Annotated in this window: 9 protein-coding genes and 1 pseudogene; 1 reads left to right on the top strand and 9 read right to left on the bottom strand. The window is 70.2% G+C overall.

Translation table 11 applies throughout. From position 1 onward, the window contains the following. Window positions 1-30 precede the first annotated feature (30 nt). The 5 genes from dpgD to ACH442_RS45310 form a co-directional block, all read right to left on the bottom strand. On the bottom strand, window positions 31-828 hold the full coding sequence (dpgD, locus tag ACH442_RS45330) for an enoyl-CoA-hydratase DpgD (protein WP_396344398.1): 798 nt from the start codon (window positions 826-828) through the stop codon (window positions 31-33). Continuing rightward, window positions 825-2126 (bottom strand): (3,5-dihydroxyphenyl)acetyl-CoA 1,2-dioxygenase DpgC, encoded by a 1302-nt coding sequence (dpgC, locus tag ACH442_RS45325; RefSeq protein ID WP_396344396.1) that lies wholly within the window; start codon window positions 2124-2126, stop codon window positions 825-827. Before dpgC ends, dpgD begins: the two co-directional genes overlap by 4 nt. Then, window positions 2123-2788 carry an enoyl-CoA-hydratase DpgB gene (gene dpgB / locus ACH442_RS45320; protein ID WP_396344395.1) on the bottom strand — a complete coding sequence of 222 codons (666 nt, stop codon included), beginning with the start codon at window positions 2786-2788 and terminating at the stop codon, window positions 2123-2125. The genes dpgC and dpgB overlap by 4 nt, the downstream gene beginning before the upstream one ends. Further along, complete coding sequence (gene dpgA, locus ACH442_RS45315; RefSeq protein WP_396344394.1) at window positions 2785-3816, bottom strand: 3,5-dihydroxyphenylacetyl-CoA synthase DpgA; 1032 nt, start codon at window positions 3814-3816, stop codon at window positions 2785-2787. The genes dpgB and dpgA overlap by 4 nt, the downstream gene beginning before the upstream one ends. Window positions 3817-4004: 188 nt before the next feature. Further along, a complete protein-coding gene (locus tag ACH442_RS45310; RefSeq protein ID WP_396344393.1) occupies window positions 4005-6479 on the bottom strand; it encodes a LuxR C-terminal-related transcriptional regulator in 2475 nt (824 codons plus the stop codon). A 499-nt stretch (window positions 6480-6978) separates the two neighbouring features. Here ACH442_RS45310 and ACH442_RS45305 point away from each other — a divergent pair, with 499 nt between their 5' ends. After that, window positions 6979-8568, top strand: a complete 1590-nt coding sequence (locus ACH442_RS45305) for an MBL fold metallo-hydrolase (RefSeq protein ID WP_396344392.1) — start codon at window positions 6979-6981, stop codon at window positions 8566-8568. A 123-nt stretch (window positions 8569-8691) separates the two neighbouring features. On the opposite strand, the pseudogene ACH442_RS45300 reads toward ACH442_RS45305, so the two are convergent. The 4 genes and pseudogenes from ACH442_RS45300 to ACH442_RS45285 all read right to left on the bottom strand — a co-directional run. Continuing rightward, window positions 8692-9156 (bottom strand): annotated as a pseudogene (locus tag ACH442_RS45300) (hypothetical protein); the annotation flags it as partial. Continuing rightward, a complete protein-coding gene (locus tag ACH442_RS45295; protein WP_396344391.1) occupies window positions 9050-10978 on the bottom strand; it encodes an ABC transporter ATP-binding protein in 1929 nt (642 codons plus the stop codon). The gene ACH442_RS45295 and the pseudogene ACH442_RS45300, both read right to left, overlap by 107 nt. A gap of 13 nt (window positions 10979-10991) precedes the next feature. Next, window positions 10992-11792, bottom strand: a complete 801-nt coding sequence (locus tag ACH442_RS45290; protein ID WP_396344390.1) for an alpha/beta fold hydrolase — start codon at window positions 11790-11792, stop codon at window positions 10992-10994. A 138-nt stretch (window positions 11793-11930) separates the two neighbouring features. Continuing rightward, window positions 11931-12824 (bottom strand): prephenate dehydrogenase, encoded by an 894-nt coding sequence (locus tag ACH442_RS45285; protein ID WP_396344389.1) that lies wholly within the window; start codon window positions 12822-12824, stop codon window positions 11931-11933. Between the last annotated feature and the right edge of the window lie 89 nt (window positions 12825-12913).

Here is a 12913-nt window from a genome sequence, read left to right as displayed (position 1 = left end):
CGGTGAGCGGCCTCTGATGGATCTCCTCCATCACTTCCCGGACCAGATCGGCGCTCGGTTCTGCGCAAACGCACGCGGGCCCTCCACGGCGTCCGCGCTCACCCGCCGCCGGTCCTCCCACCGGTACACGGCCGTGAAGGCCTCGGGGAGCGGCAGATCGACCGAGCGCAACGCCGCTTCCTTGATCGCCCGGACCGACAGCGGCGCCGCGGCGACCAAGTCGTCGACCCAGCTCTGCACAGAGGCGTCCAGCCGGTCGGCCGGAGTCACCTCGTTCAGCAGCCCGAAGCCGGATGCGGTCGCCGCGTCGAAACGGCGGCCGGTCAGCAGATAGCCCATCGCCGCCTTCTGCGGTAACTGCCGGATCAGCCGGAACACTCCCCCGGCGCCCGGCACCAGTCCCAGCCGGGCCTCCGGCAACCCGAACACCGACCGATCGGAGGCAATGAGCAGGTCACAGGCGAGGGCGAGCTCGAAGCCGCCGCCGAGCGCGTATCCGTCGACCCGGGCGACCACCGGCTTGCTCAGGTCGAACCGTTCGGTGAGCCGGGGCCAGCCGGGCTGGCCCCGGCCGCCGAAACTGGACGCGGGCGCGCCGGCCGCGTCACGGCCCGCACGCTCCTTCAGGTCCTGGCCCACCGAGAACGCGCGGTCCCCGGCACCGGTCAGCACCGCGACCCGGATGTCGTCGTCGGCCTCGACGTCGTCCCAGATCTCCGCCAGTTCCTCGTGCATGCGCAGGTCCATGGCGTTGAGCACGTCAGGGCGGTCGAGCGTGACCCGGGCGACGGGACCCTGCTTGTCGTAGCGCACCCGGGCCCTTCTCACGCCGAGCGCTCCGCGAATCGGCCGACCTTGTCGATCACATCGTCGGCGTGGATGCGCAGAGCCTGTTCGAGGGCGAACGCGGCCATGTACTCGCGCAGCTCGTCGAGCGGCTGCTCGACCATGTTGATCATCCGCCGGTTGGCCACGACGCTGTCGCCGGACAACCGGAGCAGGCTGCGCTCCACCGCCGCATCCATCTCCTCCGGTGCCACGACCTCGTCCACCAGCAACCGGGCGTCCGGTTCGGCCGCCATGATCCGCCGCCCGCCGAGAATGACCTGACGCGACAGCCGGGCGCCGGCGCTCCGGCCCAGGCGCAAGTTGCCGGCGCCCGGAACGATGCCCTCCTGGGCGGCGGGAAGGCCGAGGTAGGCGTCCGCGGCGGCCACCACGTGGTCGAAGACCAGCAGCAGCTGGCAGCCACCGCCGATCGCGAACGTGTCGACGGCCGCCACCCACGGCTTCTCGACCGGCGGCGTCCACCGGTCCGCGTCGCCGTCGGACAGCCCTCGCACCAGCTTGTGCAGGTAGCCGAGCTCGCGCCGGAGCAGGAACCCGGTCAGCGAGATCCGGCCGGCGCTGATCTCCTTGAGGTTGATGCCGGCGCTGAACACCCGGCGGCCCCGATAGCGCGGGTGGCTCATCACACCGCCGCGGACCAGGCCCACCCGCACCGCCGGGTCGAGCAGGGCCAGATCGACAGCGGTCTCCATGTCGTCGACCTGCTGCTCGTCCTCGGCGTTGAGGCAGTCGTCCCGGCACAGGGTCAGCCGGGCCACGCTGTCACGCCGTTCCAGCCGGACAGCCGCGGTCTCGAGCACGCCGGTGCGCCGGAACTCCGGCAGCAGCCGCAGAGCCCGGGTGGTGGGCCGCAGCATCGCCGCCATCAGGTGCCGGCCCGAGGGCTCCGACCGCAGCACCGCCCGCAGGAAGATGCCTTGGTCGATCTCGTGCCCCTCCTGGCCGGCCTGCGCCCGGCCACGTTCCTGCGCCATCTGCTGCGGGGTGGGCACGAGACCCGGGAACGCGTACGCCGCGGCCTCGACGAGTTCGTCGACCCGCAGGTGACGCGTACGGTCATCGGTGAGCTCGTCGTAGACCTGATCGACGTACGCGTTGAGGAAACCCGTCCGCAGCCGGCGGACCGCGTCGTGAGCGGCCGCCGCCTCGGCCCGCTGCTCCGCAGCCCGGTCCAGCGGCGACGGCAGGGACGCGATCAGCCGTGCGGTCCGCTCCGCGGCCCCGGCCAGACGCACCCGATCGGTGCCGAGGTCCCGCGCCGTGATGGCCACGGTCATGGGGCCACCGCCCGGCGCAGGGTCCGGTCGCACGCGGCCAGATGCGAACCGAGCGCCTCCTCGAAGCTGTGCTCGCCGGCGTCCAGAAGCAGCTGCCGGCGGATCGCCGCCTCCTTGCCGGAGACCGCGGCCGACGCTGCGGCGATCCCGGCGAGCGTCTGCTCCGGCCGGTCCACCACCTCGCCGATCAACCCGGCCGCGACCGCCGTCTCGGCGTCGATCGGCGTGCCGAGCAGAGCCGCCCGGCGCAACCACGCGGTGCCGGCCTGCCGGGCCATCCGGTAGAGCGCCATGCCCGGCCAAGTCGCGTCGCCGCTGAGCGGCACCACCAGCCGGGCTCCCGTGACGGCGATCCGGATGTCGGCCGCCAGCAGCAGATCCAGGGCAGTGCCACCGCAGTCGCCGGTGGCCACCGCGACCGTGACGAGGTTGAGCCGTTCCATCCGGCGAACGGCGCGTTCCCACTTGGTCGTCAGCCCGACGCTGACGTCCCCGGCCCAGCCGGGCTGCGGCGCTCCGGAGGCGTGAACGGTGAGCAAGCCGGTGACGTACCCGTCCTCGGCCCGGTCACAGACGCGCAGCACGGCTTCGACGGTCGCCGGCGACACCGGCTCGCTTCCGTCGACGTGCAGCGCCAGGTCACCGACGCCCGCCGCGGTCACCACTGGACAAGCGCCGTTTCGATGGTCGAGCCGGGGCCCATGGTCATCAGAACTCCATATTCTCCGGGACGGGTGACGCCCTCTTCACCCAGCCGCTCGTACGAGAAGAGGAAGGAGCCGCTGGAGACGTTGCCGTAGTCGCGCAGGACCTGGACGGTGTGCCGGACGTCGTGGCGGCTGAGGCCGAGGTTCACCACGACGGCATCGATCACCTTCTTGCCGCCCGAGTGCACCAGCCACTGGGCGATGTCGCTGCGGCGCAGGCCGGTGCCGGCGAGCAGGCGGTCGACCACGGTCTCGGCGTGGGCGCCGACGACGTACGGGATCTGCGGGTCGAGGAAGAAGCTGAAGCGATCGAGGTCGCTGTCCCAGTCGTAGCGCATCGCGTCGATCGCGTCGGTGATCAGCAGACTGGCGAACTTGAGGATGCGCGGTCCGGGCCGCGTCTCCCCCGGCCTGTCGCTGACCAGTGCCAGGGCGGCCGCGCCGTCGCCGAAGAGGCTGTTGACGACCGCGCTGCGCATGGTTCCGTCGAGGACGTAGGCCGCCGAGCACGCCTCGGTGCAGAGGACGACGCCCAGCTCGCCGGGGTGGGCGGCGGACCAGCCGGCGACGACGTTGAGTGCGTTGAGGCCCGCGTTGCATCCCATGCCCACGATGTCGGATCGGCTGCAGTGCGGGTCGATGCCGAGATCCCGGATGATCAGCGCGCTGAGGCCGGGGGTCAGGTATCCGGTCGAGGTGACACAGCAGAGGTGACGCAGGTCGGAGAGATCCGCGCCGGCTCGTTCCAGGCAGGCCCGGAGCGCCTGGCGGCCCATCTCGACGGCGAGGCGCTTGTGCTTGGCCAGCAGCCGGCCCTGCGTTTCGGGCCGGCGCACGCCGGTGGCATCGGGTTCCGGGAGGGTGAGGCGGCGCCGGTCGATGGCGCTGTTCAGGTAGACCGACCGCACCTTCGGGTCGTCGATCCCGAAAAGGTCCAGCAATGCGGACTGGGAAACCGTCGTCCCGGCCGTCGCGGTACCCACTCCGACCATTCTCGAAATAGCCGGTGGGATCGATCCGACGGCAGCATCGAAGGACCGTTCCAGGGTGGCCGTCATCGGTACATCCACCCCCACATACGGCACTTGCTACGCACCAGCCGCTTGACCTTCTCCGCTTTCATCGCCAACCTCCGGAATCCGATGGACCGACGCGGCGACGATATGGGCGCTCATTCAGGAGCGTCAAACATGTCCAACCGATCAGCGGAGAATTCGCCGGGATGATCAGACCAGTATCGGCGCAGTCCGGAACGACTGCGGACCTTTAATTTGCGGTAGATCTTCGTGAGGTGTTGTTCCACCGTGCTCACGGTGATGAAGAGGCGTGCCGCGACCTGCCGATTGGTGTTGCCGGCGGCGGCGAGCGCGGCGACCCTGCGTTCCGCGTCGGTGAGCCGGGCGCCGTCCTCCGTTGCGGCACGCGCCCGCCCGTTGTCCGGATGCCGACGGTCGTTCCCGCTGGACGCCGACGCTGCCGGAGACGTCCGCCGGATCTGCGCATGAGCGTCGAACAGGCGGCGTGCACCGGCAGGCTCGGACACCGTTCCCGGCAGCCAGGACAGCCCGTCCAGCGACGCCGCCGCCCCGGCCACGTCGCCGTTCCACCGCGTCACCAGGTCCACCCCGGACCGGGTGTGCATCACGGCACTCTCCGGGTGGCCCATCGCCAGGTGATATTGCCCCAGTGCCTGCAGGTACGGCAGGGCGAACGGCGTGTCGAGCATCGCGGGCGGAACGGGAACCGCGAGGTACGACCGCGCGGCGTGCGCATCGCCCAGGTCCGTGCTCGCGCGGATCGCGGCGGACAGCGGCAGCCCGGCCACCACACCCCAGGCCGGCGGCGGGATCGCTTCGAAGACCTGCTCGATGCAGTTCAACGCCGCCGCGCTGTTGCCGTCGCGCGACAGGGTCACCGACTTGACGATCCCGATCATCGCCTTGCGCATCGGCACCTGGTTGATCCAGTCGGCCTTCAGCAGGCGGTCGCACCAGGCGACGGCCTCGTCCAACCGGCCGGTCTGCACCAGCACGACCAGGGCATGGAAGGCGGGGGTCAGCGGCGCGCCGGCCCGCAGGCCCAGCAGCGCCTGATCCACGCGATGCGTCGGCACACCGTCGAACGCGAGGCTCGCCACCGCACAGAGGTAGGTGGCCGCGGCGATCGGGCCGGAGTCCGCCAGCGGCAAGTCCGGCTGCTGGCCCGGGTCGTCACCGGGCCCGGGGGCCAGGCCGGCCCGGCAGAAGAAGGCCCAGAGGCGGGCGAGGGCCGATCCGCCGCCCTCCTCGACGCCGGCGAGCCGCAGCATCTCGTCGGCCTCCGCGAACTCGCCCCACCAGAGCAGCTGATTGACCGCGATCAGAATGTCCGAGCCGCTGAGCAGGCCGGCCCGGGCGTCCCGGCAGACCTTGGCCAGACGCCGTGCCGCCCAGCTGGGATCCGCGTGCCACTGGGTCTCGGTGAGCAGCGCACCGGCGCGGGCCCGCTGCTCCGCGTCGGCACTCGCGCCGACGGCATGGCGCAGGTCGCTCACCGCACTGTCGATGTCACCGGCCGCCATCGCGTCACGGGCCGCCTCGCAGAGGACGGCGACCCGCCACGGAGCCTTCCCCCCGTCCCGCGCCGCGATCAGCTGCTTCGCCGCGGCGTCCGCCGGTGCGCCGTTCTCGTGCAGCAGTTCGGCGGCCCGGCTGTGCACCACCGGCAGGGCCGGCAAGGGGATGCTGGCGAGAACCGCCGACCGGGTCTGCGGGTGCCGGAACCGCTCACCCTCGAGCAGTCCCATCTCCCGCAGGTCCCGGACACCCTCCTCGACCAGTGCGATGTCCACCCCACTGAGTTCGGCGGTCAGCTCCGGTGCGGCGTGCTCACCGAGCACCGCCAGCGCCCGGGCGACCGCGGCCGTCGAGGGCGCACACCGATGCAGGCTGCGCAGGACGGCCTGGCGGAAACCCGCACCGGGCTCACCCGCCGCCGGACCGGTCTCGGCGGCCCGGTCGTCGAAGAGCGCGCGCACCAGCAGCGGGACACCGCCACTGACCTCGGCGCAGAACTGCGCGAACGCCCTGTCCGGCGGACCCTCGAACCCTTCCCGCAACTGATCGGCGATGTCGGACGGCGCCAGCGGGGTGAGGCGGGCCCGGTGACAGAACGACAGGTGCAGCATCTCGGCGCGCAGGCTCGCCATGTCCCGCTCGTACGACGGGCTCTCGCTCAGCACCACCACTGCGCTGCACGAGTCGATCCGCCGGATCAGGTAGCTCAGCGATCGCATCGACTGCTCGTCCGCGAAGTGCACGTCGTCGATGCCGATGAGGATGGGCCGGCCGCCGGCGAGGTTGCGGATCGCCGCGCACACCCGGTCCATCATCGCGTAGAAGTTCTCACTGCCGTCGATGCCATGCGGGAACGGCTGGTCCATCCCCGATGCGCACATCGCCTGGATCAGCCGGCCGAGCACGCCGAACGGATGCCCGCGTTCCCAGTCCGAACCGGTGACCACGAAGCACCGGCCGCCCTGGCGCCCGGCCCGGGACGCCATGGCTTGCAGCAGGGCCGTCTTGCCTGTTCCGACCGCTCCGCTGATGAGCAGCGCCGCACCGTGCCCGCGACCCGAAGCGCGGTTGAGTCGATCGAAGAGGAGCAATTCCGATTCGCGCCTGCTCAGTGTCAAAAGACTCCTCCGCTGGGCACATTACCGCTTCAACACGGAACTACACCCTACCGAGGCGAGGCGAATTGAGGAACTTCCGTCCACAGTGGGTGGATGTCGTTTTTCTGCAGCTCAGAAGCACTACTCCGGCACTGCCGGACCTCAGAGTTTCCTCAAAGAAACATTATGCATGGTCGGTGCATTGCTGAACCTGATCATGCCGTGGATGATCAACCGGCTTGACTGGGCACGTTCCCAGTCATGCGCCCGGGCTTCGGAACCCGGCGGCACAACTCCCGCCCCAATCTGTCCAACCGGAGGTTGCTGCCGGTTGGACAGCTCGCCAAGCATAATTTCGTGCGGTTGACACCCGCACGGTCGATGCTGCGATAGTGACCCCCGGAACGCGGTGCGGCCAATCACTCCCCGTTCCCGACATGACGGGTGGGATGTTCACCGTCAATCAGACTGACCATTCCCCGCTGGAGGGCTCATGAATGTCAGCGACGAACCCGTATTCCTGAGGTCCAATGCGATCATCGAGCCGTTGGTCGACCGGTTCTACGCCTGGATGCACATCGTGTCGCCGGCACAGGCCTCGATGAACCTGGCGAAGGTCCAGATACCGTTGCTCGAGTCGTACCTGCAGAACCCGCAGGTGCACATGGCGGCCAGCGTCAACCCCGCCCTGCGCGGCGGCTACTTCGTCAACGTCGACGAGTCGCGCAGCAACGAGGTAGCCGAACTCCTCGACACGATCAAACGCGACCGTGCCGACATGCTGGCGTTCAACGACGCGATCGCCGAGGCCGACGACCTGCTGCGGCAGAACGCCACCGGCTTCGACCTCACCCCGCTCTACCCGCGACTCCCGGCACCGCTCAACGGTCTGGTCGAACTCGCCTACGACACCGGCAACCAGGCCTCCCTGCACCTGCTTGAACCGGTCCTTTACACCAGCCCGGTCTACGACACCGGGCGCCAGTCGATCCAGCTGTCGCTGGAGACCGGTGTCGAACGGCCGTTCATCCTCAGCACGCCGCGGCTGCCCCAGCCCGGCGTGCTGGACCTGGAGATCCCGTTCCAGCACGCCGGCATCGACGAGCTGTTCGCCGCGCGGATCGCGCCCACCACCGTCGGCCACCTCCGGGAGATGCTGGAACTCGACGACGCGCAGACGGTGCAACTGCGGCGGCTGCTCACCGACGAACCGAGCCTGTCACCCGACCGTGCCATCGCGTCCGGCGGCCGGGTCCGCTACTTCGGCCATGCCTGCCTGGTCATCCAGTCGGCCGACACCACGATCATCACCGACCCGTTCATCAGTGCCGACAACCGCCACGGCGACCGTTACACCCTCGACGACCTGCCTGATCGGATCGACTACGTACTGATCACCCACGGTCACCAGGACCACATCGTCCTGGAGACGCTGTTCCAGTTGCGCAAGCGCATCGGCGCCGTGGTGGTCCCGCGCTCGTCCCGTGGCAATCTCTGCGACCCGTCCATCGCGCTCTACCTCAGGGCCCTGGGCTTCACCGTCGTCGATGTCGACGACTTCGACGAGATCGCGATCCCCGGCGGCCGGATCGTGGCCACCCCGTTCCTCGGCGAGCACTCCGACCTGGACATCCGCTCCAAGTCGACGTACTTCGTCCAGATCGCCGACGCCAACATCTACGTCGGCGCCGACTCGTCCGGCATCGACCCGGTGCTCTACCGGCACGTGCGCCGGCACCTCGGCAATGTCGACATGGCGTTCCTCGGCATGGAGTGCGACGGAGCGCCGCTGACCTGGCTCTACCAGGGCCTGCTGACCCGCCCGGTGACCAAGAAGATGAGCGACTCGCGCAAACTGTCCGGCTCCAACGCCCAGCAAGCGGCGGCCATCATGACCGAACTCGGTGCCGACGAGGGCTACATCTACGCCATGGGCGAGGAGAGTTGGCAGGGGCACGTCATGGCGACCACCTACAACGAGGACACCTACCAGATGAAGCAGATCGCGGAGTTCCTCACCTGGTGCTCCTCGAACGGCATCACCGCGGAGCACCTCTTCAACAAACGCGAATGGCGCTGGTAGCCGACGTCGAAAACCGGCCGGTACGCGAGTCTCCTCGCGTACCGGCCGGTTTGTTGTGCCGGAGGAACGGCGCTGTGCCCCGACGGCCGCCGCACCGGCGAGCACGCGTCCCATGAGCTGCGTCATGTTCGACACCACGTCAGCGATCTCCCGGAGGTCGGACCCGGGCAGCGCCTGGTCACCGTCGCAGAGCGCCGCCTTGGGTTCCGGACGCACGTCGATGAGCACGCCGTCCGCACCCACCGCGATCGCCGCGCGGGTCAGCGGGAGCACCGGATCACGCCGGCCGCCGGAGTGCGACGGATCGAGGATCACCGTGAGCGTGCCCGGACCGATCGGTACGCCGCCGATGCGGATCACCGAGCGCGCGGCGTGGTTCTCCCGGCTGACCAGCTTGAACGGCGCCGACACCCGGATCACCTCCAGCACGCCGAGCCGCCACCGCGGACATTCACGGTGGAACTCGGCTCGCGCACGCTTGTCAGGGATGCCGGAAAGCCGTGGTGGCCGGCGGCCGGCGGCCGTTGTCGTGCCCGAACTGGATGCGGTACAGGTCCGCGTAGAGTCCGTCGGCGGCGAGCAACTCATCGTGGGTGCCGCTCTCCCGGATCTGGCCGTCGGCGACGACCAGGATCTGGTGCGCCTCCCGCACGGTGGACAGCCGGTGCGCGATCACCAGGGAGGTGCGGCCGGTCAGCGCGGTGTGCAGGGCACGCTGGACGGCCGCCTCCGACTCGGAGTCCAGGTGGGCGGTGGCCTCGTCCAGCACGACCACCGGCGGGGACTTGAGCAGCAGCCGGGCCAGCGCGAACCGCTGCTTCTCACCGCCGGAGAGCCGGTAGCCGCGATCGCCGACGACCGTGTCCAGGCCGTCCGGCAGCGACGAGATCACGTCCCCGATGCGGGCCGCGTCGCAGGCCGTCATCATCTCCTGCTCGGTGGCGCCGGGACGGGCGTACAGCAGGTTGGCGCGCAGAGTGTCGTGGAACAGGTGGGCATCCTGGGTCACCACCCCGACGGTCCCGAGCAGCGAGCGCAGGGTCAGGTCCCGGACATCCGCACCACCGATGCGCACGGTGCCCTCGGCCGCGTCGTACAACCGCGGCACCAGCTGCGTGATGGTGGTCTTGCCGGCACCGGACGGCCCGACCAGAGCGGTCAGCTTCCCGGCCGGGACGCGGAACGTCACGTCACGCAACACCCAGGCGTTCCCGGTGCGCTCCTGTCCGTGCCGGGCGGTCGTCTCCAGCGACGCCAGCGAGACGTCCTTCGCGTCCGGGTAGCGGAAAGAGACGTGGTCGAACTCGATGTCCGGTGCGTCCGTGCCGTCGGGGCCCGATTCCAGCACCCGCGCGTGAGGCCCCTCCTTGATCAAGGGCTCGAGGTCGAGTATCTCGAACAGCCGGTCGAAGCTGACCAGCGCGGTCATCACGCTGACGTGCATGTTGGCCAGCTGGTTGATCGGGCCGAAGACCCGGCTGATCAGGCCGATCATGGCCACGATCGTGCCGATCTCCAGGACACCGTCGATGGCGAGGCTGCCGCCGGCGCCGTACACCACCGCGGTGGCGACTCCGGCCAGCACGGTGAGCAGGAGCGGAACCAATTGCCCGTACGTGCTCTGGGTGGTGGAGATGTCGCGTACCGCCGCTGCTTTGCCGGCGAACGCGCCGGTCTCGCGCTCCGGCTCCCCGTACAGCTTGGTGAGCATCGCCCCGGCGACGTTGAAACGCTCACCCATCATCGAGGCCATTTCCGCCTCCACCGTCATCCGTTCGCGGGTGACCCGCTGGAGCCTGCGGCCGATCATTCTGGTGGGCAGCAGGAACAGCGGGATCAGCACGAGCGCGGCCACCGTCAGCTGCCAGGAGAGGTAGAACATCGTGCCGATGACGAACACGAGCGTGAGCAGCGTCGAGGTCGTCTGGGACAACAGGGTGGTCACCGCCTGCTGCGCGCCGATCACGTCGGAGTTGAGCCGGCTGATCAGAGCACCGGTCTCCGCGCGGGTGAAGAAGGTCAGCGGCTGCCGCTGGACGTGGGCGAACACCGTGGTGCGCAGGTCGTAGAGCAGACCCTGACCCACCCGGTTCGACAGCCAGGTCTGCGAGTACACGGCGATCGCATCGATCAGCGTCGCGACAGCGATCAGCAGCGACAGGCCCAGCACGACGTCGCGGCGCCGGGGCACGATGCCGTCGTCGATGACGAACTTGAGCAGAAACGGCGCCACCGCGGTGAGGGCGGCGTGCAGAGTGGTCAGCGCCACCAGCCCGAGCAGCGGCCAGCGGTACCGCCGGGCGTACGGGAGGACACGCCGCAGCGTGCCGGGCCGCACCTGGTGCCCCTTGACGGCCGAGTCGTCCCTCATCCGCAGCGGGCCCACACCCGGACTGCCCAGCATCGCCATCGGAGACTCCTTGTCAGTGCTTGCCGAGGAACTCGACGATCGCGGCGTTGACCTCGTCCGGGCGTTCCAAGTAGCCGAGGTGGCCGCAGTCCGCGATCTCGACGAAGTCGCAGTCCGGGATGGCCTCGGCGGCCTCGGCGGCGAGATGCGGTGGCGCGATGCTGTCGTCGCTGAAGGCGATCACGCGGCAGGGTGCTTCGATCTTGGTCAGCGCGGTCCGGCGGTCCTCGCCGGTGTCGGCTCCGGCCTGGCCCGTCGCGTCGCCGCTCCCGGCGGCGAGTTCGAGAATCTCCAGCCAGGTAGCGGTGACGGCGTCATTCCGCAGGGTCGCCGGTGACAGCATCTTCTGCGCCGTGTCGGCCGCCCGGTACCGGGCCGGGAGGCGGCGGCCCTGCTCCGCCAGCTCACGATCAGCCGCGAGTTGGGCGGCGCGGAAGACGTCGGCGCGCGGGCGGGTCGCGATCAGCACGGCGGACCGCACCAGCGCCGGACTCTGGATCGCCAGCTCCTCCGCGATCATCGCGCCCAGCGACGTCCCGACGATCCGGCAGGGTGCGAGGCCCAGGGCCTCGATCAGCCCGCGGGTGTCGGCCGCCATGTCGGCGAGCGTGTAACTGCCGGGTGGCGCCGAGGACGGCGGGATGCCGCGGTTGTTGAACGTGGTGGTCCGGTAGCCGGCTCGGCGCAGGGCGGGCGTCTGGTGCATGTCCCAGACGTGGCCGGCGGCGTTCTGCCCCATGATGAGAAGCACGTCCTCGCCGTGGCCGGTGCGCTCGTACGACAGCCGAGTTCCGTTGGTATCCAGGTAGGGCACAATTCCCTCCGGTGGGTGTGCGTCGCCGTCACACGCGTGCGGAAACGATTCGGTCGCGGTATCCGGCTGACGTTCGGGCGACAATTCCTGCGCATCTTTGTCGCGTCAGAAAATGTGCTCCGCGATCCGGCGGAATCACTATGACTGATGCGCGCTTCCCGGGAAAGTGGTGTGTCCGGGCACCCGGGCCCGGGCCGCGCCGGCGGCACCCCGCTCCAGCAGAGCGAGGACCGTGCGCAGGGCGCCGTCGTGACCGTCCGCGGCCGGCCGGGCCAGAATCTCGACCGCGGCCAGCAGCCGGGTGAGGTCACCGCGGACGTCGCGCAGCACGGGGATCAGCGACGGCGCGTTCGCCCGTACGATGTCCGCCCAGAGATGAGGATCGCCGGCCGCGACCCGCGTGACGTCGCGCACGCCCTGCCCCACGAGTGTCTCCGTCCCGGCGGGGCCGTCCCTGAGGCGGGCCGCGGTGAGGCTGGCCATCAGGTGCGGGACGTGTGAGGTGAGCGCCACCAACGCGTCGTGCACCCGGCTCTCCAGCAGCACCGGCACCGCACCGCAGAGGGTGGCCAGCGAGTTCGCGCTCTCCAGCGCCACGGCGCCGGTCCGCGCGGACGGGGTGAGCACCCAGGTCCGGCCGATGAACAACTCCGCGGTGGCCGCCGCCGGGCCGGACCGCTCCCGTCCGGCCATCGGGTGTCCCCCGACATACGCCACCGGGTCGGGCGCCAGCCGCAACACGTCGCGCTCCGGTTCCCCCTTGACCCCGGCCACGTCGGTGTAACTCCGTGCCGCCCCGCGCTTCTGTGCCTCTCGCAGCACCAGGCCGACCTGTCCGGGCGGCACCGCGACAAGCGCGAGGTCCACCGGGTCGCGGGGCGTCTCGGCCCGGCCCGCGCCGAGAGACTCGGCGACCCTGGCCGTCGCGGCGTCCCGGTCGGCCAGGAAGACGGTCACCCCCGACCGCCGGGCGGCCAGCGCCACCGAGGTGCCGATCAGGCCCGTCCCGATCACGAGCAGACTGCGAATCACGGAAAACCACCAGCCCCGATCGACCTTGCCGCCCTGACACCGCCCGGCCTCGCCACGGGGAGAAGCGCACCATGTCCAGCGACGGCTCG

It is taken from the genome of Actinoplanes sp. NPDC020271 (assembly GCF_044388125.1).
GTDB lineage: Bacteria > Actinomycetota > Actinomycetes > Mycobacteriales > Micromonosporaceae > Actinoplanes.
Note: the sequence above shows the minus strand (reverse complement) of the source record. Positions and strands in the feature narration are given on the sequence as shown.

Excerpts from the sequence above, each read along its gene's own strand:
- dpgC (WP_396344396.1), bottom strand. The coding sequence starts at position 2,126 with ATGACCGTGGCCATCACGGCGCGGGACCTCGGCACCGATCGGGTGCGT.
- ACH442_RS45305 (WP_396344392.1), top strand. The coding sequence starts at position 6,979 with ATGAATGTCAGCGACGAACCCGTATTCCTGAGGTCCAATGCGATCATC.
- ACH442_RS45295 (WP_396344391.1), bottom strand. The coding sequence starts at position 10,978 with ATGGCGATGCTGGGCAGTCCGGGTGTGGGCCCGCTGCGGATGAGGGAC.